This is a genomic window from Nocardia sp. CA-136227 (assembly GCF_050955695.1).
Taxonomy (GTDB): Bacteria; Actinomycetota; Actinomycetes; order Mycobacteriales; family Mycobacteriaceae; genus Nocardia.
Map to the genome: position 1 here is coordinate 6,698,676 of NZ_CP192081.1, position 25,452 is coordinate 6,724,127.

Below are 25,452 nucleotides of genomic sequence, written 5' to 3' on the forward strand. Positions count from 1 at the left end.
GGCCGGACCTCCCAGCTCAGGGCAGGGTGGGGGTGGACAGGATGCGATCGGTGAAGGCGCCGATCGCATCCCACATGGCCGGGTTCAGCTGGGTGTGGGTGCCGGTGCCGACCACCGTGGAGAAGTCGACGCCGTTGGCGGCGAACTGGGCGGCCAGCGCGGCGTGCAGCGGGGAGGGCACGGTGGTGTCGGTCGCGTTGACCAGCAACAGGATCGGCGCGTCGTAGCCGTTGACCGGCACGGTCATGTACTGGTTCATGGCCGCCTGGAACGCGGGATCGTTCAGCGGCCGCGACAGCATGTCGCCGATGCCCATGCCCTCGACCTTCTTCATGATGTCGACGAAGCACAGGCTCTGCGACTCGTCGAGCGCCTGACGGCCGCGCTCGGTGAGGAAGCTGTCGACGTTCGCCTCCGGGTGCGTGGCGCGCAGACCGGCCAGCATGCTGACCACGAAACCGTTGACCGCGGTTCCGGCCTGGCCCGGGATCTCCGGCACCCACGGGCCGACGAACGGGGTGATCTTCTCCAGATCCGATTCCGGGTCGACGGTGATGGTGCCGCGGAAGTCGAGATCCGGTGCGGTGGCGGCCTGCAGGTGCGCGGTGCCCAGCGCCGCCTGGCCGCCCTGCGAGAAGCCGGTGACCGCCCAGCTGCGCGACAGCGAGGGGTTCAGTGCGCGTGCGGCTTTCAGCAGGTCGATGGTCGAGCCGGCCTCGGTGCCGATCTCGAGGTACGGGTGCGGGCCGGTGTCGAAGCGGCCCAGGCCGAGGTAGTCGGGGGCGACCACGGCGAAGCCCTTGTTCACCAGGTACTGCAGGAACTTGTCCTCGGTGGGCCGGGTGAGGTGGGTGGTATCGGTCTGACCGCCGCAGCCCGGTCCCATGCCGGAGGTGCCGTGGTCGTAGGCCATGATCGGCCAGCCGCCCTCGGGCGCGGGGCCGGGCGGAACGAACAGCGCGCCACTGGCTTTCACCGGTTCGCCGTTGGAGCGGGTGGTCCAGTAGTCGATGATGGTGCCGTTGGACAGGCCCCGGAAGCCGTCGGGGAGCGCGCTGGTGGCGAAGGCGGTGCCGGGATCGGCGTGGGCGGGGCCGCCCGGGATCACCAGCAGGGCACCGGCTGCCGCGAGAGCCGCCGTGCAGGCACGAGTACGCCAACCAACCGAACGCATGAATCCTCCATCAGGTCCCGACCCGAATTGCCCAACGCATACGGCGAAGGAGTTTATCTACTGGACTGTCGTTCAAATATGTGAACACTCTGGCAAATAGCGGGACAGTATCCGACGCACAACCCATTGACGCGCTTTGAAACTTGTTCTAATTTCTCGCCATGTCGAGCAGATACGAAGGTCGTCGAGTCATTGTCACCGGAGCGGGATCGGGCATCGGTCAGGGCGTGGCCCTGCGCCTGCTCGCCGAGGGAGCCCAGCTGGTCGCCGCGGATGTGAACGAGGCCGGACTGGCCGCCACCGTCGACGCCGCCCCCGCCGCGCAGCGCGAACGCCTGCGCACCCTCACCATCGACATCGCGGACCAGGAGTCGGTCCGCGCGGTCACCGCCGAGGCCCTCGAATTCCTCGGCGGCCTGGACGTTCTGGTCAACGCCGCGGGCATCCTGCGCGCCGCGCACACCCACGAGATGCCGCTCGAGGACTGGAACAAGGTCATCTCGGTCAACCTGACCGGCACCTTCCTGATGATCCAGTCCGCGCTGCCCGCGCTCATCGAATCCGGCCGCGGCGTGATCGTGAACTTCTCCTCCACCTCGGCGTTCGGGTCCAACCCGTACATGGCGGCGTACTCCGCGTCGAAGGCGGGCGTGAACGCGCTGACCCACTCCATCGCGCTCGAATACGTGAAGAAGGGCCTGCGCGCGGTCAATATCGTGCCCGGCGGCATCAGCACCGGCATCACCTCCGGTCTGGCGCTGCCCGCCGACGCGGACTGGTCGCTCATGGCGCGGCTGCCCGGCTGGATCGAGGGCGGCGCGCTGGGCAAGCCGGAGGACATCGCGGGCGTGGTCGCCATGGCGGCCTCCGACGACGGCCGCTACATGACCGGCACCGAGCTGCGGGTCGACGGCGGCGCGCTGATGTAGCGGACCCGATTTCGATCAGGACCAGTCGGTACGGAGTTAGGCTGGCAGGCACTTCCTAGCCACGAACATCGGACCCGGACGGAGCGTCATGGGAAACCGGCGGAGTTTCGGAGTGCTTGTCGCCACCATCGGGTTGACCGCGGCGGTGGGATGCGAGTCCTCGAAGGACTCGGGTGGATCGAAGGAATCCACCACCGGGTCCCCGGACTCGAACGGATCCAAGGAACCGGCGTACGCCGCGAAGCTGCGCCCCCTCATCACGAAATTGATGAAGGACAACGTCATTCCGGGCGCGGTCGTCATGATCACCTCGCCCGAGGAAGGGAGCTGGAAGGCCGCCTTCGGGACCGGGACCATCGGCGAGGACGACCCCATCCGGGTGGACGACCATTTCCGGATCGGCAGCAATACCAAGACCATGACCGTCACGGTCCTCATGCAGCTCGCCCAGGAGGGCAAGCTCTCCCTCGACGATCCGGTCGACAAGCACTGGCCGGGCGTGCCCAACGGCGACAAGATCACCCTCGCTCAGCTCGCCGAAATGCGCAGCGGCCTCTACAACTACACCTTCGACCGCGACCTGAGCGTCGAGGTCGACAAGGACCCGCAGAAGGTGTGGACCCCCGAGGAGCTGCTGGCCATCGCCTTCGCGCACCCGGTCCGATTCCCGCCGGGCGAGAAGTTCGATTACTCCAACACCAACACCATCCTGCTCGGGCTGATCATCGAGAAGGTCGCGAAGATGCCGCTGGCAGATGCCCTGCGCCAGCGCATCTTCGAGCCGCTCGGACTGAAGAACACCTCGTTCCCGGCGGTGAGCGACTCCTCGATCCCGGACCCGCACCCGCAGGGCTACACCTTCGGCACCATGGTCTCCACCATCGACACCTACTCCCTGCCCCCGGACCAGCGGGCGGCCGCGCTGGCGGGCACCCTGCAACCGAACGATTCGACCACCTCGAGCCCCTCCTGGGCCTGGGCCGCCGGGGCCGCGATCTCGACGGTGGAGGACATGACCACCTTCACCAAGGCCCTCGTCGAGGGCAAGCTGCTCGACGCCGAGTTCCAGAAGATGCGGATGGACAGCGTCCAGCCGATCAACCCGGACATTCCCACCCTGGCGGGATACGGCCTGGGCCTGGTGCGATTCGGTGAACACCAATTCGGGCACGACGGCCAGCTCCCGGGCTTCATGAGTTACATGGCGTCGGACCCGGAGTCCGGGCTCACCATCGTGGTCGCCACCAACCTGGCGGCGGTACCCAGCGGCGACGGATCGGCCCTGGTGCTGGTGAAGGCCATGCTGCCGACCTTCTACGGCCCCAACGCCCTGTCCGGACCCGATCCGGCACAACGTGACAGCGCTACGAACACCACCGCACCCGCCTCGCCGACCGAGTCGACGCCGTGGACGACGACACCGCGGTAATCATCGCCGGCGCCGGACCCGTCGGGCTGACCGCGGCCATCGAACTGCGTCGCCGGGGCATACCGTGCCGGATCGTCGACCCGCTGCTCGAACCACCGCAGTACGCGAAGGCCGTCGGCATCCAGCCGCGCGCGCTGGAGGTGTTCGAGCAGATGGGCGTGGTGCGGGAAATCCTCGACGCCGCAATACCGTTGCGCGGGCAACTCGCCTACATGAACGGCGAACCGGACGGGCGGATGGAGCTGACGCTGCCGCCGGACGTGCCGTACGGCTTCGTCGGGCTGCCGCAGTACGAGACCGAGCGGATCCTGCGGGACCGGCTGACCGGACTCGGCGGCGTCATCGAACGCGGCACGCGGGTAACGGCTTTCGAGCAGGACGCCGACGGGGTCACGGTCACGCTGGAGAACGGGACCGGCGCCACGACCACGCGGGCGGGGTATCTCGTCGGCTGCGACGGCGCGCACAGCGCGGTCCGCAAGGCGCTGGGATTGTCGTTCGAAGGGGCCGCGTTCGCCGAGCAGTACATGCTCGGCGATGTGAAACTCGGCTGGAACATGCCGCGCGGCTACAACATTCGCGCCGGCCACCGCACCGACGGCGTCATCGACGACGTGCTGGTCTGCATCCCGCTGCCCGGCCTGCACCGGTACCGCATCTCCATGCTGCTGCCCGACGGCCACTCGGGCGAGCAGACCGGCGACGGCGTCGAGCACGGCTTCACCACCGGGTGGACGCCCGAGATCGACGACCTGCAAGCGGTCGTCGACCGGCTGGCCCCCGAACCGGCGCTGGTCTCGCATCTGCGCTGGTCCTCGGTCTTCCGGATCAGTCACCGGATCGTCGACTCCTACGGCCACGGCAGGGTTTTCGTGGCCGGCGACGCCGCCCACATCCACCCGCCCACCGGGGCGCAGGGCATGAACACCGGCATCCAGGACGCCCACAACCTGGCCTGGAAACTGGCGCTGGCGGTCCACGGCGACGCCTCCCCCGCGCTGCTCGGCTCCTACGACGCCGAACGCCGACCGGTCGGTGAGGAGGTGGTCGGCCGCACGGTCCGCAGCGCCCGCGAAGGCATCGGCGCGGACTCCACCGACCCCGACTACGTGCTGCGCCGCGAAGCCCAGCTGCTCATCGACTACGCGGGCAGCCCGATCGTGGCGGCCTCCCCCGCCGACGAGCCCGCCCCGCGCGCCGGGGCCCGCGCCCCCGACGCCCGCGGCCTCACCCGCGCCGCCGTCGCCTTCGACCTCCGGCTGTTCGCCCTGCTCGACGGCACCCGGCATACCCTGCTGCTGTACGCGGACGACACCACCACCGAATCCGACCTGCGCGCACTGGAAGAGCTGGCCACCACCGCGATCGCGGCCACCCGCTGCCACCTGAACGTGTACCTGATCGCCACCCCGGCCGCGGTGGCGGACGCGACCACCCTCCCGCTGATCCGCGACACCGCAGGCGAATTCGCGCGCGCCTACCGGGCGGCGCGCCGCTCGGCCTTCGTCATCCGGCCCGACGGGTACCTCGGCTACGCCCGGCGCCCGGCCGACACCGCGGACCTGATGAGCTGTCTCGAATCCACTTTCCGCTGACCACACGGAAGAAATCTCCGGTAACACCCTGATTCGCGGGACCGACATCCCCGGTGAGAGTCCACTGTCCGCACGCGCGGGACAGCAGTTCGACCCGATCGATGTGGCTGTCCGGACCGATGAGGGGTCCGGACTAGCTGATTCCCAGCCGCGAGGTACACGCGGGCCACGCACCCCAGCCCTGACGGGCGCGGGTCACCTCGGCGATGGCGATCTGCTCCTCACGCGTGGCCATATCGGCGCGGGGCGCGTAGCGGGTGCCGCCCTGCCGTTCCCAGGTGCTCTGGTCGAACTGGATGCCACCGAAATAACCGTTGCCGGTATTGATCGCCCAGTTGCCGCCGGACTCACAGCTGGCCAGGGCATCCCAGGTGCGGCCGTCCTTGACATCCGGGACCTCGGTGCCGGGCTTGGCGCCGCGGCGCACGGTCTTGGGCTGCGCGGGGACGATCACGGTGGACTTGATCGGATCCTTGCCCGCCTCTTGGCCGTTCACGATGGAGACCGCGAAAGTCACGTCCTGCGTGCCCGGTACGCCCGCGTTCTCGACGATCGTGCGGCTCATATTGAGCGACTGATCCTCGATGGTGTTCTCCGGCGGATCCAGCGGCACCCGCTCGGTGCGGTTCTGCACGATCTTGCGGGTGACGGTGATCTTCATGCCCTCGGTGAGCGGGGTGTTGGCGGCCGGGACCACGAAATCCTGGTTCACCAGCGGGCGGCCCTGCACCTGCAGCAGTTCCCCGACGGTCGGCGCGGCCAGCCGGACCAGGGCGGGGGCGAAACCGTTGTCGCTCAGCTCGACCGTGCGCGGGTTGGTGATCAGCAGCTGCGCGCCCACCAGCGGCAGCGGCGTCGGGCGCGCGGGCGAGGTGAAGACGTCGCCGGGCAGATTCAGCTTCACCACGGCCTCGGCCACGGTGAGCGCGGTGGTCCACGCCTTGGACGGGGTGCCGTCCACGATCAGCGAGACCTCGCGGGCGCGGTTCAGCGTGATGGTGGAACCGTCGCTGATGCGCGCACCCGCCGACGGGGACACGTCGTCGCGGCCGGAGATGCCGTAGCCGGCGTCCGCCAGCGCGCCGCGCACGTCGCCGCGCATGGTGGACACGACGAAATCCTTGCCGTCGACGACGAAGGTCACCTGCTTCTTGCTCATGATGGCGACACCCGCGCCGACGATGAGCGTGACGAGCATCGCCGCGATCGCCCCGTACAACATCGGGGAACGCGACGAGTTGATCTTCGCCAAAGCGTGCATCGGAAATCCCGGCATGGTCACAATACGATAACGAGGGGGTCGGTGAATCACAACCACTCGCGGTGGTACTGCGGAAACGAGGGTCACGACCCGATATCGAACCGCAGGTGAATCACGATCGCGGCAGATCTTAGTGAGCCGAGCCACACCGATTCAACTCGTACCGATGGCAACGCGGGAGCCGTGCGCAGACGAAAAAAGGTGCGGCGGCCGCGTTTCCGCGGCCCCCTCAGATCCCGTAGACGCGGCGCGCGTTCGCCGTGGTGATCTTGGCCAGCTGCACCGGATCCTGTTCGCGCAGCTCCGCCAGCGCGCGCAGCGTGTACGGCAGCATGTAGGACTCGTTCGGCGCGCCCCGGAACGGGTGCGGCGTCAGGAACGGCGCGTCGGTTTCCACCAGAATCAGTTCGTCCGGAACCAGTTTCGCGGCCTCACGCAATTCGTGCGCGTTCTTGAAACTGACCGTGCCCGAGAAACTCAGCACGAAGCCCTGTTCCACGCACGCCATCGCCATGTTCGCGTCCGAGGAGAAGCAGTGGAAGATCACCTCGTCGGGCGCGCCCTCGTCGATCAGCACGGCCAGCAGGTCGTGATCGGCCTCGCGGTTGTGGATCATGAGCGGCTTGCCCAGCCGTTTGGCCAGGTCGATGTGCCAGCGGAAGCCCTCGACCTGCTCCTCGATGTCGGCGCAGCCCTCCAGCTTGCCCGGCCAGTAGTAGTCCAGGCCGGTCTCGCCGACCGCGACCACGCGCGGATCGGCGGCCAGCCGCTCCAGCTCGGCCTTGGCGGCGTCGTCGAGGTGGTTGGCCCGGGTCGGGTGCAGCGCGACGGCGGCGTACACGCGGTCGTCCCAGTTGGCGGCGCGCACCGCGAAGCGGGCGGCCTCCAGATCGTCGGCGACCGTGACCAGTTCTCGCACGCCCACCGCACGGGCCCGGTCCACCAGCGCCGCAACCGATTCCGGATCGGTGGCCCCGCAGGCGTCGATGTGGGTGTGCGCGTCGATCAGCGGCGACAGCGGCTCCGGCGGTTCGGGCGCAGGTCGGCGGCTACTCATGGACGGGGATATTCACGCGAGCGACGAAGGACACGCAGATAGAGTAGACACACCATGAGCGCATCCGATCGCCCCGCCTTTTACGTCACCACGGCCATCGCGTACCCGAACGGCGCACCGCACATCGGGCACGCCTACGAGTACATCTCCTCCGATGCCCTGGCCCGCTTCAAACGGCTGGACGGCTTCGATGTGTTCTACATGACCGGCACCGACGAGCACGGCCAGAAGGTGCAGCAGGCCGCCAAGGCCGCGGGTCTCTCGGAGCAGGAGTACGCCTCGCGCAACTCCGACGTCTTCGAGAACATGGACAAGACGCTCGACATCTCCTTCGACCGCTTCATCCGCACCACCGACGAGGACCACCTCGCCGCGTCGGTCGCGATCTGGGAGCAGATGGTCGCCGCGGGCGACATCTACCTCGACACCTACGCCGGCTGGTACTCGGTGCGCGACGAGGCGTTCTACACCGAGGAGGAGACCACCGTCCTCGAGGACGGCACCCGCATCTCCACCGACACCAAGACCCCGGTGGAGTGGACCGAGGAGTCGAACTACTTCTTCCGCCTGTCCAAGTACCAGGACAAGCTGCTCGAACTGTACGAGACGCAGCCGGAGTTCATCGCGCCCGCGACGCGGCGCAACGAGATCGTCTCGTACGTGAAGGCCGGTCTGAAGGATCTGTCGATCTCGCGCACCACCTTCGACTGGGGCGTTCCGGTGCCCGGGCATCCCGATCACGTCATGTACGTGTGGGTGGACGCGCTCACCAACTACCTCACCGGCGCGGGCTACCCCGACACCACCTCGGCCTCGTTCCAGAAGTACTGGCCCGCGGATCTGCACATCATCGGCAAGGACATCTCGCGGTTCCACACCGTGTACTGGCCCGCGTTCCTGATGAGCGCCGGAATCGCGCTGCCGAAGCGGGTTTTCGTGCACGGCTTCGTCAACTACAAGGGCGAGAAAATGTCCAAGTCGGTCGGCAATGTGGTCGACCCGATGGAGCTGGTCGACACCTTCGGCCTGGACGCCCTCCGTTTCTTCCTGCTGCGGGAGATCTCCTACGGCCAGGACGGCTCCTACAGCGAAGAGGCGATCATCGGCCGGATCAACTCCGACCTGGCCAACGAGTACGGCAACCTGGCCCAGCGCTGCCTGAAGATGGTCGGCCGCGACTTCGCCGGTGTGGTCCCCACCCCCGGTGAGTTCACCGAGGACGACAAGGCCCTGCTGGACCGCGCCAACGGCCTGCTCGAGAAGGTCCGCGCCGAATTCGACCAGCAGCAGATCCATCTCGGCCTGGAACAGCTGTGGCTCACCCTCGGCGAGACCAACCGCTACTTCTCCGCCCAGGCCCCGTGGACCCTGGCCAAGGCCGGCACCCCCGAGGACACCGCCCGCGAAGGCACCATCCTCTACGTGACCATGGAAGTCCTGCGCATCGTCTCGATCCTGGTCCAGCCGGTGATCCCCGCTTCGGCGGGCAAGATCCTCGACCTGCTGGCCGCCCCCGAGCGCACCTTCGCCGACGTCTCCACCCCGCTGGTCCCGGGCACGGCTCTCCCCGAGCCGGAAGTCGTCTTCCCGAAGCATGTGACGCCCAAGTAATACGAGATCCGGTGCCGCCCGCCCCCCTTCGGCGGGCGGTCACCGAGTCGTCACACCCGTATCCACCACGGGTGGAGATTCCCCTCCGAACTCCACCAGCACCGGAACGGGAATGCCGCGCACAAACGCGAAACTGCCCGATCCGAAGCACGGGCTCGGACCGGGCAGCAGCAGTTTGATCTCGCCGAACAAGCATCCAACCCGTGGCTTGCAGGGTCAACCCGGGGAGGTCGCACGAATTGGGGCACTCACGCTCGGCGTCGGGTCGGCCCGCGGCGTGAGCATGAACAACTGGTACGGGCAGTTGTCGGGATGCCAGGCGTTGTAGGAGCGCATGGTCAGCGCCATCTGCCCGCCGGTCTCCGGGTCGCGGACCAGAACCAGTGAGTCGTTGAACTGCTCCTCACTGAGGTCGGTGGTCCAGAATCGCTCGAATTCCGGATTCACCCGGCAGGTTTCCAGAATCTGCGCCAGCCGCTCCGGAGCGACGGTCCCCGGCGCGTTCACCCGCAGGATGAACAGCAGCCGATGCACGATCAGCTCCCAGTTGATCAGCACCTCCCGCGCGATCGGCTCGGTCATCATCTGCTCGATGACATTCGCGGGCCGCTCCGCATCCGCGTGCGTGGGAAGCAGCCACGGAAACGCCTCCCGCGCGGCCTGATTCGCCGCCAGGATCTCGTACTCGGGCGTCCGGTGATAGAACGCCGGAAACGGCAGCGCCTCCAAATGCTCGATGTCCTCGGCCCGCAACGCCGGCGGCCACACCCCCGCCTCCACCGCGGACGCCATCGGCAGCGCCAGCGACGCCATCTTGCGCAACAGCCACGCGGGCGCGTTCATGGCCCGCGACCAGTCCGCCAACCGCTCCGGAGACATGGGGCGTTCGCCGTTCTCCAGCTTGCGATAGAGCGACAAGCTGACGAACATGCGTCGCGCCACCTCGTCCTGGGTCAATCCCAGATGCTCGCGCCGGTAGCGCATGAACATGCCGAGCATGGGCTGCTCGGGCGCGGGCCGACTCTCACCGGACACCATCGGTACACCTCCTCGGGGCGGGTCAGTCGATCGCGAAAGGGTCGACGGTGGGCGTGCCGGGCATGCGCGGCGTGAGCATGAACAGCTGGTAGGAGCAGTCCTGAGGGAGCGAAGGGTTGTACGAGCGCATGGTCAGGGACATGATCTCGCCGGATGCGGGATGACGGACCTGCACCAGGGAGTCGTTGAACAACCACTCCTCCATCGGGGTGTTCCACATGCGCTCGAACTCCGGGTTCACGCCGCAGGTTTCGATGATCTGCGCGAGCCGCTCCGGGGCGATGATGCCGGGCGAGAGGACGCGGAGTCCGAACACCAGCCGATGCACGATGGTGTCCCAGTTGACCAGCAGTTCCCGCATCTCCGGGACGGTCAGCATCTGCTCGATGACGTTCACCGGACGCTCCGCGTCGGCGCCAGCGGGCGCCAGCCACGGAAACGCCGCTGTCGCAGCCTCGTTGGCGGCGAGCACCTCGTATTCCGGGAAGCGGTGGAAGTACGCGGGAAACTGGAGGCCGTGCAGGTGGTCGAGGTCCTCCTGGCGTAGTTCGGGCGGCCAGGCCCCGCGGGCGATCGTCATGATCTTCGGAACGGCCAGGGTGACCATCTTGTCGAGCATCCACATCGGCGCTTCGGCGGCGACGCACCAGTCCTCGAGTCGCTCCGGGGTCAGCGCGCGCTCGCCGCTCTCCAGCTTCCGGTAGAGGGAGAGCGAGACGTACATGCGCCGGGCGATCTCCTCCTGGGTGATGCCCAGGGTCTCGCGCCGGTAGCGTAGGTACATCGCGAGCAGCGACGGTTCGGGTTCGGTGTTCGTCATGCGAGCGCGAACGGGTCGACGGTGGCGGTGCCGGGGGTTCGCGGCGTGAGGACGAACAGCTGGTAGGAGCAGTCCTGGGGGTGATAGGCGTTGTAGGCGCGCATGGTGAAGTGCCTGAGCTCGCCGGCTTCCGGATCGCGGACCAGCATGAGCGAATCGGTGTAGACGTCCTCGTCCATGGGCGTGTTCCACATGCGCTGGAATTCCGGATTCGCGCGGCAGGTCCGGATGATCTGTGTGAGCCGTTCGGGAGCGACGACGCCGGGTGCGAGAACTCGGAGGGTGAACAGCAACCGGTGGGCCACGGTGTCCCAGTTGACCAGGGACTCACGCGCTTCGGACACGGTCATCATCTGTTCGATGACGTTCACCGGCCGCTCGGAGCCCTCGGGTGCGGGGGCCAGCCAGGGAAACGCGGCGGTCGCCGCCGAATTGGCCGCCAGCACCTCGTATTCGGGGAACCGGTGGTAGAAGGCCGGGTACGGCAGGACGTGGAGATGATCGAGGTCTTCCCGACGCAGCACGGGCGGCCACACTCCCCGCGCCACCGTCACGATCTTCGGCATCGTCAGCGAGACCATTTTCTCGAGCATCCAGCTCGGCGCGTCCATGACGGCACACCAGTCCGAGAGCCGCTCGGCGGTGAGCACGCGTTCCCCGCTCTCGAGCTTCCGGTACAGCGAGAGGCTGACGAACATGCGCTTGGCGGTTTCCTCCTGGGTGATGCCGAGCGTCTCGCGCCGGTACCGCATGTAGATCCCGAGCAAGGGTTGTTCGGGGATCGAGTCGAACACTCCTAGCACCTGTCGTCCACCCTTCCGGAAATCTTCCGCCAGCCTACGGTCCGGTGCAGGTCACAGTGACGCGGGACCCTGTTGAGAGGACAACGGAAGGGGACTGATGGCATGCGATGTCAATACCGGGGTGGGGTGGGTTCGGCAGGGGCTCGATAATGGGTATCTGAAGTGTTAGCGGTTCAGTCAGGGAGGTTTTGATGCGGGGTTGGGGTGGGTCGGCCGCGGGGTTGCAGCGCACGGACTTCGATCAGCGGCATCGGGCCGCCCGGGAGGCGGTGCTCACCTCGCAGCGGGGGCGGTTGCTGGAGGCGATGGTGGAATGCGTTGAGGGGAAAGGGTATTACGCGGTCACGTTGAGCGATATCGTGGCGCGGGCCCGGGTGTCGCGAAGCACGTTCTACGAACACTTCAGCAATAAGGAAGAGTGCTTCATCGAGGCGGTGCGGACGGCTTCGGACATCATCGCGACTCGGATCGCCGATGAACTGGGGCAGTTGCCGACCGATGCGGGGGCGCACGAGCGGATCGAGTCCATCGTGGTGACATTCTGCGAAACCGTGGCGTCCGAACCGGATTTCGCGCGACTGATGCTGGTCGAGGCGTTCAAGGTGGATCAGCAATCGGTGGCGCTGCGGGATCTGTCGGTGGATCGGTTCGCGGATCTGTATCGCGCGTTCTACGCCGAGGCGCGGGTGACCGATCCGACCCTGCCGGTGATCGCGGACGAACTGTTCGCGCTGATCCCGGACGCGATCGGGGAGCGCACGCGGCGGGTCATCGTCGCCGAGGGGGCGCATCGGGTGCCCGAATTGGCGCCGCTGTTCGTGGAATTCGTGAACGCGGTATTGGGTCTGCCCGCACGCGCCTGATGCGTGAACTCACTCACAACGGGGGCCTCGTCCCGCCATATCCGGACCATGCCGAAGGCACATGACCGAGGATAGCCGGATGTTCACTTGCATTGCCGGAGAGGGTCAAACCCCCATTTCAGCGCGACCTCGGCGAGGCTGGCTGCGCGAAGGTCCTTTCTGTCACCGCTCGTAACAGTAAGCGACTGTTCACCTTTCGTCTCAGACGGTTACACGGAACGCGACAGTTCCCCAAGCTGGTTACCCTCGGGTAGCCTCAGCGCATCCGAGCTTGACGATCACAGTCGATCACCTTTCCCCCCAATGCTTTTCAGCCTCCCCAGCTTCAGGAGTCCCCTGTGCCGCAATCTCGATTCGAATCGATCGGCGCCTATCTGCCCGAGAACCGGGTCACCACAGCAGAACTCGTCGCGCGATTGAAGGAGGCGCCCGAATTCGATCTCGAACGAATTACGGGAGTCAAGGAACGCCGCTTCCGCGACACCCGCCCGGAGAGCCGTGAGGATTCCTTCGCGCTCGCCATGAAGGCGGTCGAGGACTGCCTGGCCAGGTCATCGTACGCCGCGGGCGATCTCGACATCATCATCTCCACCTCCATCACCCGCAGCAAGCACGGCACCAAGATGTACATGGAGCCGTCCTTCGCCGGGACCATCGCCCGCGCCATCGGCGCCCGCGAGGATGTCATCGCATTCGATCTCTCGAATGCCTGCGCCGGCATGATGAGTGGCGTCTACATTCTCGACCGCATGATTCGCAGCGGCGCCGTGAAACGCGGCATCGTGGTCAGCGGTGAGGCCATCACGCCGATCGCGGAAACCGCGGTCGACGAAATCTCCAGCAAATACGATCTGCAATTCGCCTCGCTCACCGTCGGCGATTCCGGCGCGTGCGTGGTGCTGGACGAGGCCGTCGACGACAACGACGTGATCCACTACATCGAACTCACCACCGCGTCGGAGTTCTCCCACCTCTGTCTGGGAATGCCGAGCGACAAGTCCAACGGCGTCGCCCTGTACACCGACAACCGGAAGATGCACAACGAGGCCCGGTTCCTGCTGTGGACCGACACCCAGCGCAATTTCATGGAGGCCGAGGGCATCACCTTCGCCGACGAGGGCTTCGACTACATCATCCACCACCAGTTCGGCGCGGCCGCCATCCCGTTCATGAACGCGATCGCCGAACGCGAATTCGGCCACCCCATGCCACCGGACCTGAATGTCATCGAGAAGTACGGAAACACTTCCAGCACTTCTCATTTCATCGTGCTGCACGATCAGCTGAGCCAGCAGAACCTGGCCGCCGGATCGAAGATCCTGATGATCCCCGCGGCGTCGGGCGTCGTCGGCGGATTCCTGTCCACCACCATCTCGTCGCTGAAGGTCTGAGGTACCGCCATGGGTGTGCGCATCAAATCCACCGGAATCGCCCGGGACACCGACACTTTCAGCATCGTGGAGCTCAGCGGCCGGGCCGCGCGCCGGGCCATGGAGAGCGCCGGGGTGGAGCCCGGACAGGTCGGGGTCATGATCAACGCGGGCATCTTCCGCGACAGCAATACCGTCGAACCCGCCGTCTCGGCGCTGATCCAGAAGGCCGCGGGCATCGGCCTGGACTACGTGAAGGAGGACCCGCGGTCCTTCTCCTTCGACCTGATGAACGCGGGCACCAGCGTCCTCAATGCCGTGCAGGTGGCGCAGGCGGTGCTGGCGACCGGCAGCGCCGAGCACGTGCTGATCGTCTCCGGTGACACTCACCCGTCGATGACCCGCGCGGCCGCCGACGACGAATTCCCCTACGCCACCGCCGGCGCCGCGCTCCTGCTGGAGCAGAGCGACCAGCCCGAGGGCTTCGGCCGGGTGCACACCCGGGCCGCCGCGGGCACCCCGGGCCTGGAGTCGTACGTGGACACCGAGACCATGGGCGACCGCGGCCGCGGCCTGATGACGGTGGACCGTGAGCCGGACTACCTGGACCGGGTGCTCACGGTCGCCGCCGACGCCGCCCGCGCCGCCCTCGCGGGCGGCGACGCGGAGGAGACCACCACCGCCCTGATCGCCGCCACCCCGAGCGACGACTTCCCGGCCCGCCTGGCCGAGGAGCTGGGCATCGCCCCGGACGCGGTGTTCCTCCCGGACCTGTCCCAGGGCGACCCGCACACCGCGTCGCTGTCGCTGGCGTATCACGCTGCCGCCCAGGCGGAATCGCTGACCGGATACCGTGATGTGCTGTTCGTGGCGGCGGGCGCGGGCCCGTCGGCGGCCGCCGTCGTCTACCGTCTGCCCGCCGTGGTCGGGGCCGCGGCGTGACGACCGCGACCTATTGGCAGGCCATCGACCGCTTCCGCGCGGTGGTGGCCGCCGATCCGGACCGTGAGGCGGTGATCTACCCCGCGGGGAAGACCGCCTCCGGCCTGCCGGACTACCGCCATCTCACCTACCGCGAGCTCGACGAGTGGTCCGACACCATCGGCCTGCACCTGGCCGCCGCCGGGGTGGGCCGCGGCACCCGCACCATCGTGCTGGTGCTGCCCAGCCCGGAGCTGTACGCGATCATGCTGGGGCTGTTGAAGATCGGCGCCATCCCGGTCGTGATCGATCCGGGCATGGGTGTGCGCAAGATGCTCAACTGCCTGCGCGCGGCGAACGCGGAGGCGTTCATCGGCATCCCGCAGGCGCACGCGGCGCGGGTGCTGTTCGCCAAGTACTTCCGCAATGTGCGGGTGACGCTGACCGTGGGCCCGCGCTGGTTCTGGGGCGGTCCGACCCTGCGCAGCTGGGACGCCCCGGCGACCGCGAGCCGCTTCGGCACTCGGTTCCGCACCGACGCCGCCGGTCCGGTCGGCGCGAAAATGGCGGCGCGACTGGAGGAACTGCTCGCCTCCGTCGCCGACTCCCGGCGGCCATCCGGTGAGCACCGGGCCCCGTTCGACGCCTTCACCCTGCGCGAGCGGGTCCCCGCACCCGCCGACGAGGTGCTGCTCATCGCCTACACGACCGGCTCGACCGGCCCCGCCAAGGCCGTGGAGATGACGCACGGCAATCTCAGCGCCATGGTCGAGCAGGTGCACGCCGCCCGCGGCCGGGTGGAGCCGGGCACCTCGCTGATCACGCTGCCGCTGGTCGGCATTCTCGACATGCTCCTCGGATCCCGCTGTGTCCTGCCGCCCTTGGTGCCCAGCAAGGTCGGTTCCACCGATCCCGCGCACGTGGTGGACGCGATCAACCGGTTCGGGGTGAAGACCATGTTCGCCTCCCCCGCCGTGCTGATCCCGCTGCTGCGGCACCTGGAGACGCACCGCACGCCGGTGCCGACGCTGCACAGCATCTTCTCCGGCGGCGCGCCCGTCCCGGACACCTGCATCGCCGGGTTGCGCCGGGTATTGGCCGCGGACGCGGAGGTGTACGCCGGGTACGGCTCCACCGAGGCGCTGCCCATGTCCACCATCGAATCCCGGGAGCTGCTCGCCGGTCTGGCCGATCGCGCCCGTCTCGGCGAAGGCACCTGCGTCGGCCGTCCTGCCGAAGGGGTGCGCGCGCGGCTGGTCGCCATCACCGACGACCCGATCCCGACCTGGGCGCACGCGCAGGCCCGTGAGACCGAGCTGGCCGCCACCCGCGGCATCGGCGAACTGGTGGTGGCCGGGCCGAACGTGAGCACCCGCTACTACTGGCCGGAGTCGGCGAACGCGGCGGGCAAGATCCACGACGGCGAGACGGTGTGGCATCGCACCGGCGACCTGGCCCGCATCGACGGCGAGGGCCGGATCTGGTTCTGCGGACGCAAGAGTCAGCGGCTGCAGACCGCCGCCGGACCCATGTTCTCGGTGCAGGTGGAGCAGGTCTTCAACGCCGTGCCCGGCGTGGCCCGGACCGCGCTGGTCGGCGTGGGCGAGCGGGGCGCGCAGCGGCCGGTGCTGTGCGTCGAGACCGCAACGGGCGCGGATCCCGCGGCCGTCATGGCCGGGCTGCAGGCTCGGTCGGCCGAATTCATGGTCACCGCAGCCGTTTCCACGTTCCTGTTCCACCCGAAGTTCCCGGTCGACATCCGACACAATGCCAAGATCGGCCGCGAGCAGCTCGCGGTCTGGGCGGCGGAGCGGCTCGGAAAGGACGAACGACGATGAAGGTGCTGGTACTACGCGCGATTCCGGTGCTCGGCTGGCTGTATCTCGCGGCGGGCGTGCTGCTCGCGGCGGGTGATCGCGCCCCAGAGAACCGGCTGCTGCGCGCCGTGTTCTGGATCGACGCGTTCCTGAGCATCGTGGTGCACGCGGCCCAGATCCCGGCCGCCCTGCGCGCCACGGCGGACACCGGGCACTCGCCGGTCAAGACGGCGGCCATGACCCAGATCTTCGGGATCACCTGGTGGAAGACGCAGGAGGCGGCATGACCGGGTCGGGCGCGGAGAAGGCAGCTTGCGTAACCACGCAGCGCTCCCGGGCATGCGGAGAGGACAGAGCGTGAAGGCATTGGTGACAGGCGCTTCCGGATTCCTGGGCGGGGCGCTGGTGCGCCGCCTGGTCCGCGACGGCGACTACGAGGTGGCCATTCTGGCCCGGCCGACCAGCAACCTGCGTGATCTGTCGGAGGTGCTGGATCGGGTGGAGGTCGCCACCGGCGACCTGACCGATCAGGGCTCCCTGGATCGTGCCACCAAGGGCGTGGACGTGGTCTTCCACAGTGCCGCCCGGGTGGACGATCGCGGCACCCGCGACCAGTTCGTCGCCGAGAACGTCACGGCCACCGAGAATCTGCTGCGGGCGGCGAAACGCAATGGCGCGTCCCGGTTCGTGTTCGTGTCCAGCCCGAGCGCGCTCATGGACCGCGACGGCGGCGATCAGGTCGACATCGACGAATCGGTGCCGTACCCGAGCCGCTATCTGAACCACTACTCCGAGACCAAGGCCGCGGCCGAACGCCTGGTCCTGGCCTCGAATACGGACGGGTTCAGCACCTGCGCGCTGCGACCGCGCGCCATCTGGGGCGCGGGCGACCGGTCCGGGCCGATCGTGCGGCTGCTGGGCCGGGCGGGCGAAGGCTCGCTGCCGGACCTGTCCTACGGCAGGCAGGTGTACGCCTCGCTGTGCCACGTGGACAATATCGCCGAGGCCTGCGTGCTGGCCGCGCGCAGCGAGAACGCCGGCGGCAAGGCGTATTTCATCGCCGACGCCGAACGCACCGACGTGTGGGGTTTCCTCGGCGAGGTCGCCACCGGTCTCGGCTACCCGAAGCCGACCCGGCAGCCGAATCCGAAGGTCCTCGCCGCGATCGTGGCCGCCATCGAAACCGTCTGGCGCATACCGTTCGTCGCCACCCGGTGGTCGCCGCCGCTGTCCCGGTACGTGGTCGCGCTGATGACCCGCACCGCGACCTACGACACCTCCGCCGCCGCCCGCGACCTCGGCTACCGGCCGATCGTGGACCGCGAGGCCGGCCTGGCCGGTTTCCTGACCTGGCTCGAAAGCCAGGGCGGCGCGGTGGCATTGAACGCGCAGATCTAACGCATCGAGACGATCCAGGCAGGTAGGTCCATGTTCCGCCGTCCCATCTCTCCCACCGAACTCATCTACTTCCCGATGCGGGATCTGGCTCCGCCGTTCCTGATGCAGCTGGTGGTGGAGGGCACGGGCAGCATCGACCCGGAGACGCTGCGGCGCGCGGTCGCCACCGCCGCGGCCGCGAACCCGGGCGCGCGCCTGGTGCGCGACGGCCGCCACTGGGTGGACAGCGGACGCGCGCCCGGCGTGCGCGTCGTCGAGCACGAGCTGCAATACCCGGCGCTGGAAGCGGATCCGGTGCTGACCAGCCCGATCGGGCCGACCCCGGACGCCACCGTGGAAGTGCTGCTGCTCACCGGCACCACCACCGCCCTGGTCTTCCGGGTGTTCCACGGCGTCATGGACGGCATGGGCATGGTCATGTGGACCACCGACGTGCTGCGGGCGTTGCGCGGCGAGGAGCCGGTAGGCGCGGCCGACCCGATCGCCGACGCCGAACTGGTGAAGCGGATCGGCGCGCCCGGCCGGCCCACCCTCATGCTGCCGCGCTTCCGGTCGGCGACCGGGCACGGCCGCCAGGAGCGGGGCGAGCACCGGCACCTGTTGCGCACCAGGACCATTCACGCGACCGGGCCGGGCACGCTGATGCGGGTGGCGGCCATGCTGGCCGATGAGGGCGGGCCCGTCTCGCGCATCATGATCCCTGTCGACATCCGACGCCACGACCCGGAGCTGCGGTCCACCGCGAATCTCGCGCTGCCGCTGTTCCTGGACGCGCGGCCGGGCATGAACTGGCGGCAGCTCAACGACATCAAGCGGGCGGGGCTCGCGGAGAACCGCGAACTGAACCAGATGGACAACGGCGGACTGAAGTACCTGCCGCAGGCCGCCGGACGCGGACTGCTGCGCGCCCTCAACGCCCTGGGCTCGCGGACGGGCCTGAACCTGGCCTCCGCCACCGTCTCCCATATGGGCCGCTACGACCTGGACGCGCTCGCCGTCCCCGGTTTCGCACCCACCGCGATCAAAGTGATGCCACAGCACAGCGTCGCCATGCCGCTGCTCGTCGGCATGACCGAATGCGGCGGCCGCACCGAGCTCACCGTCTCCGCGCGCAGCGGCCGCGGCGTGCCCGAGCGCCTGGACGCGCTGCTGGACCGCATCGTCCGGACGCTGGAAACCGAACTGGCTCCGGAGAATTCGGCCTCGACCCACTAGCACGCCAGGCTCGTGCACAACCCGAACGGAGCGCCCATGACCGCCATCGACAGTTCCGGCGCGACCGATTCCGCGGAGGTCGCACCCGATTCCCCTGACGGCCCGCAGGATATGGGCGCGTCCGGCGGCCTGGTGGCCGCGTGGGCGCGGATGGTGGTCGCCCGGCCGAAAACCGTGCTGGTGGTGGCGGTGTTGTTCGCGCTGGCCTGCGGGGTGTTCGCGACCGGACTGCAGCAGCGGGTGAGTTCGGCGGGATTCGTGGTGCCGCACAGCGAATCCACGGAGGTGGACGCCTGGGTGACCGAGCGGCTGGGGCCGCAGAATCCGGATGTCATCGCCGTGTACACCGCGCCCGACGGGCAGTCGCTGGCGGATATCGGGCCGCGGGTGACGGCGGCCATCGCGTCCATCGACCCGGCTCTGTTGCGGAGGCCCGTCGAAAGCTATTGGAGCAGTTCGCGATCGCAGTATCTGCGGTCGGCGGACGGGCGGCAGGCGGTCGCCGTGGTGTTCTCGGCGGGCGACGACAACCAGCGGGTGGCGGAGTATCCGAAAGTCGCCGCCGCGCTGCGGGTCGACGGGCTCGACACGAAGCTGACCGGGTACAGCGCGCTCGCCGACACGATCAGCACGCAATCGCGGGACGATCTGGTACTGGCCGAATCCATTTCGATTCCCTTGACCGCCTTGGTACTGGTCCTGGTGTTCGGCGGCGTGGTGGCCGCCTCGCTGCCGGTGGCGATCGGCACCCTGGCGGTGATCGGCGCGCTGGGCGCGGTCGGGCTGATCGCGCGGCTCACCGAGGTCAGCGTGTTCGCCATGAACGTGGTGTCGCTGCTGGGGCTCGGATTGGCCATCGACTACGGGCTTTTCATCGTCGGACGGTTCCGGGAGGAACTCGCGCGCGGAGCCACCGTGGAGGCGGCGGTGACGCGCACCCTGGGTACGGCCGGGCGCACGGTGCTGTTCTCGGCGCTGCTGCTCATGTGCGCGTTCGCGGGGACGTTCGTCTTCCCGCTGGCGGTGCTGCGTTCGCTCGGGATCGGCGCCATCGCGGCGGTGGGGCTCGCCGCCGCGCTGTCGGTGACCGCACTGCCCGCCATGCTGGCGCTGCTGGGCCCGCGGATCGGGAAGTGGAGCTGGCGCGCGGATGCCTTCGATCGTTCCGAGGCTCGGGCGCAACGGTTCTGGGGTGGCGTCGTCACGGCGGTCATGAAGCGGCCGGGCGTGATCGCCCTGGCCGTGGGCGCGATCCTGCTGGTGTTGGCCGCGCCGCTAACCGGTGTCCGGCTCGGCGACATCGACCACACCGCCCTGCCCGCGGGCAATGAAACCCGGGTCGCCGTCGAGGAATTGACGGCGCACTTCCCCGCCGCCAACAGCGGGGCCACCATCCTGGTCCGCGAAACCGGCGGCGGCACACCGACGCAGGCCACGGTCAGCCGGGCGCTGCGGGAGATCGGCGGCGTGCCCGGGGTCCGGCAGGCGCTGGCCCTCGACACCCGCGACGACACCGTCATCGTGCACGCCGCGCTCGCCGCCCCGGACCGCTCACCGCGCGCCCAGGACATCGTGCGCGACCTGCGGGCCCTGCATCCGGACGGACTCGAGCTGCGCGTCGGCGGGGAGAGCGCCACCACCGTCGACAGCATCGCGGCGGTACTCGACCGGCTCCCGCTCATGATCGCGGTCATGGTGGCGGTCACGCTGCTCATGCTGGCGCTGGCATTCCGCTCGATCGTCCTGCCGCTCAAGGCCGTCCTCATGGCCTTCCTCAGCCTGGCCGCCACCTTCGGCGTGCTCACCTGGATCTTCGATCAGGGGCATCTGGCGGGTGCGCTGCACGTCAGCGTCGGCCCGCTCTCGGCGGGGATGATGGTCCTCATCATCGCGGTCGTGTTCGGGCTCTCCACCGACTACGAGGTGTTCCTGCTGTCGCGCATGGTGGAAGCGCACGACGCGGGCGCGGACACCGAGACCTCGGTGCGCGTCGGGACCGTGCAGACCGCGCGCGTGATCACCGCCGCGGCGACACTGCTCGTGCTCATCACCGGCGCGTTCACACTGTCGCCGCTCACGCCCATGCGGTTCCTCGGCCTCGGCATGGTGATCGCGCTGATCATCGACGCCACCCTGGTCCGCATGCTACTGGTCCCGGCGCTGGTGAAACTGATGGGTCCCGCCAACTGGTGGACCCCGGGTCAGGGGCGGAGGCGGACCGGCAGCGCGGTGAGTCCCCGCACGATCAGCGACTTGCGCCAGGACAATTCGGCGTCGGTGGCGAGCACCAAGTCGGGGTAGGTCGCGAGCAGGCGGGTCAGCGCGACCCCGCCCTCCATGCGCGCCAGCGGAGCGCCGACGCACCGGTGGATGCCGTGACCGAAGGCGAGATGGTTCTTGTCGGCGCGGTCCAGGTCCACCCGGTGCGGGTCGTGGAAGCGCGACGGGTCGCGGTCGGCGGCGGCCATCGACACCAGAACCCTACGGCCCGCGGGGATTTCGACGCCGCCGACGGTGACCGGGGCGGTCGTGTAGCGGAAGGTGCCCTCGCTCGCCGGGGACTCGAAGCGCAGGACTTCCTCCACGAAATCCGCCATCCGGCCCGGGTCCGCGGCGAGGGCGGCGCGGACCCCATTGTCGGTCAACAGGATCGCGACGGCGTTGGAGATCAGGTTCACGGTGGTCTCGAAACCCGCGATCAGCAGCAGGAACACCATGCTGATCAGCTCGCGGTGGGAGAGCCGGTCGCCGTCCTCACTCGCCGAGATCAGTTCGGAGAGCAGGTCATCGGCGGGCGCTTGCTGCTTGGCGCGGATCAATCCGTCGATGTAGCCGAGGAATTGGCCGACGGCGGCGCCACGGGCCTCGGGAGTCTCGTCATTGGAGACCAGGGTCGTGGACCAGGCGCGGAAGCTGTCGCGGTCCTCGTTGGGCACGCCCAGCAGCTCGCAGATCACCAGCATGGGCAGCGGGAACGCGTAGCGGTCCAGCAGATCCTGCTCGGACGCGGCGTCCTCGGCCAGCCCCGCCAGCAGGCCGTCGGCCAATTCGGTGATGCGCGGGGCCAGTTCGCGCACCGCGCGGCCACTGAACGCGCGATTCACCAGCGCCCGCAGCCGGGTGTGCTGCGGCGGGTCGTAGAACAGCATCATGTCGCCGAACATGGCCGCACCCCCGGCATCACCGCCCAGCGCGGCCTGCGCGCCCGGCGATTTGAGGGCCTTGCTGACGGCGGGATCCAGGAACACGGCCTTCGCCGCCTCGTAATCGGTGACCAGCCAACCGGTTCCACCGTCCGGGAAACGCACGAAATGCGCCGCGCCGCGCGCCCGCAACAGGTCGTACGCGTCGTGCGGCCGCTGATAGAAATCGTCGCTCAGCTCGAACGGTTCCAGCACCAATTCACTTGCTGGAGCGGCCGTCTCATGCACCATGATCGGGGACTGTAACAGCGGCCGCGAGACCGGGTGCGGCATCGGCGCACCCCTTCCAGTGGGCACACTGGCCAGACAACCCCGGCCCGGACACCACCCGGGCTACTCGGCGGAACGCGCCGCCAGCACCGCGTCGTACAACTCGCGGCGCGACGCTCCGGTGGCGGCCGACACCTCCGCGCACGCGTCCTTCAACCGCAGCCCCGACTCGATCAGGGCTTCGACCTGGCCGACCAGATCGGCGGGCTCGGCCGAAACCGGCTGCGCGCCTTCGAGAACCACGGTGATCTCACCGCGCGCACCCTCGACGGCCCAGGCGGCCAGCTCCGCCAGTGTGCCGCGCACGACCTCCTCGTAGGTCTTGGTGAGCTCCCGGCAGACCGCGGCGCGCCGCGTCGGGCCGAGCACCTCGACCGCGTCGGCCAGGCAGTCGGCGAGCCGGTGCGGGGCCTCGAAGAACACCACCGCACGGGCTTCCGAAGTCAAGGAGCGCAGCCACTCCTTGCGCTGCCCGGACTTGCGGGGCGGGAACCCGTCGAAACAGAAGCGTTCGACGGGCAGGCCGGACAGGGCCAGCGCGGTCGTCACCGCCGACGGGCCCGGCAGACAGGTGATCGGCAGACCGTGCTCCACGCACGCCGCCACCATCCGATACCCGGGATCGCTCACCGACGGCATGCCCGCGTCGGTGACCAGCAACACCGTCTTCCCGGACTCGATCTCCTCGAGCAGCATCGGGATGCGGGCGGTCTCCACATGGTCGTAGAAGCTCACCACCCGGCCGGAGATCTCCAGCTCGAGCGCCTTCGCCAGCGACCGCGTCCGCCGCGTGTCCTCGGCCGCCACGATGTCGGCGGTGGCGAGCGCGTCCCGCAACCGCCGCGAGGCGTCACCGATATCGCCCATCGGCGTCGCCGCCAGGACCAGCCGGCCCGGCGCACCGGACCCGGCGCTCATCTGTTCCGCTGTTCCACTCCGAGACACCCGCCGAACCTACCGGCGCGGGCGCGCGAACCCCGGCCGGGGGCCGCCACCGGAGTGGCGGCGGCTCACCGGAAGGCGACTCGAGGGGCGCGACCGCTTACGATCGACGGCGTGACCCAGGTAACCGACGTGCGACCGTCAGCGGTTCAGGCGGAGACGGCGGCGCTGTCGAGTCCCGCTCCGCTGGTGCCCTCACCCGATTTCGGGCCCACGGACTGGGCGCGGGGCTGGGTGGTCACGCTGTTCCTCACCACGATCGCCGGCATCACCCGGTTCCTGCTGCTGAACTATCCGACCGACCTGCACACGCCGGTCTTCGACGAGAAGCACTACGCGCCGCAAGGGTGGCAGGTGCTCACCAACGGCGGCGTCGAGGACAACCCCGGCTACGGGCTCGTGGTGCACCCGCCGGTCGGCAAGCAGATGATCGCGCTCGGCGAGGCCATCTTCGGATACGGACCGCTGGGCTGGCGGTTCATGGCCGCCGTCTCCGGAACCCTGCTGGTGCTGCTGGTCATCCGCATCGTGCGGCGGATGACGCGATCCACCCTGATCGGCGCGTTCGCCGGCATCCTGCTGATCTGCGACGGACTCACCTTCGTGTCCTCCCGCATCGGCATGCTCGACATCTTCCAGGCGCTGTTCGTCACCGCGGCCTTCGGCTGCCTGGTGGTGGACCGCGACGACATCCGCACCCGCATCGCCCTGGTCTCCGCCCAAGGACGCATCGACGACACCGAATACGGGCCGCGCTTCGGCGTGCGCTGGTGGCGGTTCGGCGCGGGCCTCATGCTCGGGCTGGCCTGCGGCACCAAATGGTCCGGCGCGTACTGGATCGTCGGATTCGCGGCGCTGTCACTGGCGTTCGACCTGTCCGCGCGGCGCGGTTATCGCGTGAAGAAGCCGTGGGAGGGCGTCGCCCGGCGCGACCTCGGGCCCACGATCTACGCGCTGGCGGTCGTGCCGGTGTTCGTCTACCTCATGTCCTTCTGGGGCTGGTTCGCCAGCGAGACCAGCTACGACCGGTACGCGGTCGGGTCGAAGGTCGGTCGCGGCGGTGACTTCTCGTGGGTGCCGAGCGCGCTGCGCGGACTCTGGTACTACGGCGGCGAGGTGCTCAACTTCCACAAGGAGCTCACCAACTCCGCGGGCAATCACCATCCGTGGGAATCGAAGCCGTGGACCTGGCCCATGGGCCTGCGGCCGATGCTCTACTACTACGCCGACACCAATGTGAGCGGCTGCGGGCAGGCCGCCTGCGTCAAGGCCGTCATGGCGATCGGCACGCCCGCGCTGTGGTGGCTGGCCTTCCCCATGCTGGGGTGGGCCTTGTGGCGCAGCATCGTGCGGCGCGACTGGCGCTACGCCGCCGTCCTGGTCGGGTACGGGGCCGGAATCCTGCCCTGGTTCCTGGACCTGGACCGGCAGATGTACTTCTTCTACGCGGTGCCGCTGGCCCCCTTCCTGGCCATGGGCGTGGCACTGGCGCTCGGCGACATCCTCGGGCACGCGCCGCCCAGCGGACGGCGGCTCTCGGGCGCGCCGGGCTGGCAGCTGTTCACCCCGCCCAGCGAACGACAAGGGCTGGGGCTGCTGCTGGTCTGCCTGTATCTGGCGCTGGTCATCGCCAACTTCATCTGGCTGTGGCCGATCCTGACCGGTATGCCGATCACACCCGGCAACTGGCACGACCACCTGTGGCTGCCCAGCTGGAGGTAGGACCGACGTCGGGG

The 25,452-nt window shown here is 68.7% G+C and carries 21 protein-coding genes; 13 read left to right on the forward strand and 8 right to left on the reverse strand.

Annotated features, from left to right (window positions below):
• Nucleotides 1–16 precede the first annotated feature (16 nt).
• Nucleotides 17–1,174, reverse strand: a complete 1,158-nt coding sequence (locus tag ACQP06_RS31180; protein WP_433668387.1) for an alpha/beta fold hydrolase — start codon at nucleotides 1,172–1,174, stop codon at nucleotides 17–19.
• A 161-nt stretch (nucleotides 1,175–1,335) separates the two neighbouring features.
• On the opposite strand from ACQP06_RS31180, the gene ACQP06_RS31185 reads away from it, so the two are divergent.
• From ACQP06_RS31185 to ACQP06_RS31195, 3 genes are all read left to right on the forward strand, one after another.
• Nucleotides 1,336–2,103 (forward strand): SDR family NAD(P)-dependent oxidoreductase, encoded by a 768-nt coding sequence (locus tag ACQP06_RS31185; protein ID WP_433668388.1) that lies wholly within the window; start codon nucleotides 1,336–1,338, stop codon nucleotides 2,101–2,103.
• An 88-nt stretch (nucleotides 2,104–2,191) separates the two neighbouring features.
• The gene (locus ACQP06_RS31190; RefSeq protein WP_433668389.1) at nucleotides 2,192–3,532 is read left to right on the forward strand and encodes a serine hydrolase domain-containing protein; all 1,341 of its coding nucleotides are present in this window, start codon (nucleotides 2,192–2,194) and stop codon (nucleotides 3,530–3,532) included.
• Nucleotides 3,511–5,127, forward strand: coding sequence for an FAD-dependent monooxygenase (locus ACQP06_RS31195; protein ID WP_433668391.1), 1,617 nt, complete (start codon nucleotides 3,511–3,513; stop codon nucleotides 5,125–5,127). Before ACQP06_RS31190 ends, ACQP06_RS31195 begins: the two co-directional genes overlap by 22 nt.
• A gap of 133 nt (nucleotides 5,128–5,260) precedes the next feature.
• Here ACQP06_RS31195 and ACQP06_RS31200 read toward each other — a convergent pair whose 3' ends face one another.
• Nucleotides 5,261–6,388: a transglycosylase family protein gene (locus ACQP06_RS31200; RefSeq protein WP_433668393.1), complete on the reverse strand. Its 1,128-nt coding sequence runs from the start codon at nucleotides 6,386–6,388 to the stop codon at nucleotides 5,261–5,263.
• 229 nt (nucleotides 6,389–6,617) lie between these two features.
• Nucleotides 6,618–7,445 (reverse strand): TatD family hydrolase, encoded by an 828-nt coding sequence (locus ACQP06_RS31205; RefSeq protein WP_433668394.1) that lies wholly within the window; start codon nucleotides 7,443–7,445, stop codon nucleotides 6,618–6,620.
• A gap of 54 nt (nucleotides 7,446–7,499) precedes the next feature.
• Between ACQP06_RS31205 and metG the strand changes: the two genes are divergently transcribed.
• Entirely contained in the window at nucleotides 7,500–9,056 is a 1,557-nt protein-coding gene (metG, locus tag ACQP06_RS31210) for a methionine--tRNA ligase (protein WP_433668395.1), read from the forward strand.
• Nucleotides 9,057–9,272: 216 nt separating this feature from the next.
• Here metG and ACQP06_RS31215 read toward each other — a convergent pair whose 3' ends face one another.
• The 3 genes from ACQP06_RS31215 to ACQP06_RS31225 are packed head-to-tail and all read right to left on the reverse strand — an operon-like array spanning nucleotide 9,273 to nucleotide 11,708.
• Nucleotides 9,273–10,094 carry a helix-turn-helix domain-containing protein gene (locus ACQP06_RS31215; RefSeq protein ID WP_433668396.1) on the reverse strand — a complete coding sequence of 274 codons (822 nt, stop codon included), beginning with the start codon at nucleotides 10,092–10,094 and terminating at the stop codon, nucleotides 9,273–9,275.
• Nucleotides 10,095–10,116: 22 nt separating this feature from the next.
• Entirely contained in the window at nucleotides 10,117–10,914 is a 798-nt protein-coding gene (locus ACQP06_RS31220) for a helix-turn-helix domain-containing protein (protein ID WP_433668398.1), read from the reverse strand.
• The gene (locus ACQP06_RS31225; RefSeq protein ID WP_433668400.1) at nucleotides 10,911–11,708 is read right to left on the reverse strand and encodes a helix-turn-helix domain-containing protein; all 798 of its coding nucleotides are present in this window, start codon (nucleotides 11,706–11,708) and stop codon (nucleotides 10,911–10,913) included. Before ACQP06_RS31225 ends, ACQP06_RS31220 begins: the two co-directional genes overlap by 4 nt.
• 200 nt (nucleotides 11,709–11,908) lie before the next feature.
• Between ACQP06_RS31225 and ACQP06_RS31230 the strand changes: the two genes are divergently transcribed.
• The 8 genes from ACQP06_RS31230 (at nucleotide 11,909) to ACQP06_RS31265 (ending at nucleotide 21,602) form a co-directional block, all read left to right on the forward strand.
• Nucleotides 11,909–12,580: a TetR/AcrR family transcriptional regulator gene (locus tag ACQP06_RS31230; protein WP_433668402.1), complete on the forward strand. Its 672-nt coding sequence runs from the start codon at nucleotides 11,909–11,911 to the stop codon at nucleotides 12,578–12,580.
• A gap of 338 nt (nucleotides 12,581–12,918) precedes the next feature.
• Nucleotides 12,919–13,971, forward strand: a complete 1,053-nt coding sequence (locus ACQP06_RS31235; protein WP_433668403.1) for a 3-oxoacyl-ACP synthase III family protein — start codon at nucleotides 12,919–12,921, stop codon at nucleotides 13,969–13,971.
• Nucleotides 13,972–13,980: 9 nt separating this feature from the next.
• Nucleotides 13,981–14,892, forward strand: coding sequence for a hypothetical protein (locus tag ACQP06_RS31240; RefSeq protein WP_433668405.1), 912 nt, complete (start codon nucleotides 13,981–13,983; stop codon nucleotides 14,890–14,892).
• The gene (locus tag ACQP06_RS31245) at nucleotides 14,889–16,709 is read left to right on the forward strand and encodes a fatty acid CoA ligase family protein (protein ID WP_433668407.1); all 1,821 of its coding nucleotides are present in this window, start codon (nucleotides 14,889–14,891) and stop codon (nucleotides 16,707–16,709) included. Before ACQP06_RS31240 ends, ACQP06_RS31245 begins: the two co-directional genes overlap by 4 nt.
• Nucleotides 16,706–16,975 (forward strand): hypothetical protein, encoded by a 270-nt coding sequence (locus ACQP06_RS31250; protein ID WP_433668408.1) that lies wholly within the window; start codon nucleotides 16,706–16,708, stop codon nucleotides 16,973–16,975. Before ACQP06_RS31245 ends, ACQP06_RS31250 begins: the two co-directional genes overlap by 4 nt.
• Before the next feature lie 70 nt (nucleotides 16,976–17,045).
• Entirely contained in the window at nucleotides 17,046–18,086 is a 1,041-nt protein-coding gene (locus tag ACQP06_RS31255) for an NAD-dependent epimerase/dehydratase family protein (protein ID WP_433668410.1), read from the forward strand.
• A gap of 30 nt (nucleotides 18,087–18,116) precedes the next feature.
• Complete coding sequence (locus ACQP06_RS31260; RefSeq protein WP_433668411.1) at nucleotides 18,117–19,301, forward strand: peptide synthetase; 1,185 nt, start codon at nucleotides 18,117–18,119, stop codon at nucleotides 19,299–19,301.
• 132 nt (nucleotides 19,302–19,433) lie between these two features.
• Nucleotides 19,434–21,602 carry an MMPL family transporter gene (locus ACQP06_RS31265; protein ID WP_433673485.1) on the forward strand — a complete coding sequence of 723 codons (2,169 nt, stop codon included), beginning with the start codon at nucleotides 19,434–19,436 and terminating at the stop codon, nucleotides 21,600–21,602.
• Here the strand turns inward: ACQP06_RS31265 and ACQP06_RS31270 are convergent.
• Nucleotides 21,503–22,735: a cytochrome P450 family protein gene (locus ACQP06_RS31270; RefSeq protein ID WP_433668412.1), complete on the reverse strand. Its 1,233-nt coding sequence runs from the start codon at nucleotides 22,733–22,735 to the stop codon at nucleotides 21,503–21,505. The genes ACQP06_RS31265 and ACQP06_RS31270 overlap by 100 nt on opposite strands.
• A 102-nt stretch (nucleotides 22,736–22,837) precedes the next feature.
• Entirely contained in the window at nucleotides 22,838–23,692 is an 855-nt protein-coding gene (gene rsmI, locus ACQP06_RS31275; protein WP_433668414.1) for a 16S rRNA (cytidine(1402)-2'-O)-methyltransferase, read from the reverse strand.
• A gap of 138 nt (nucleotides 23,693–23,830) precedes the next feature.
• Between rsmI and ACQP06_RS31280 the strand changes: the two genes are divergently transcribed.
• On the forward strand, nucleotides 23,831–25,438 hold the full coding sequence (locus tag ACQP06_RS31280) for a dolichyl-phosphate-mannose--protein mannosyltransferase (RefSeq protein ID WP_433668416.1): 1,608 nt from the start codon (nucleotides 23,831–23,833) through the stop codon (nucleotides 25,436–25,438).
• Nucleotides 25,439–25,452 lie beyond the last annotated feature (14 nt).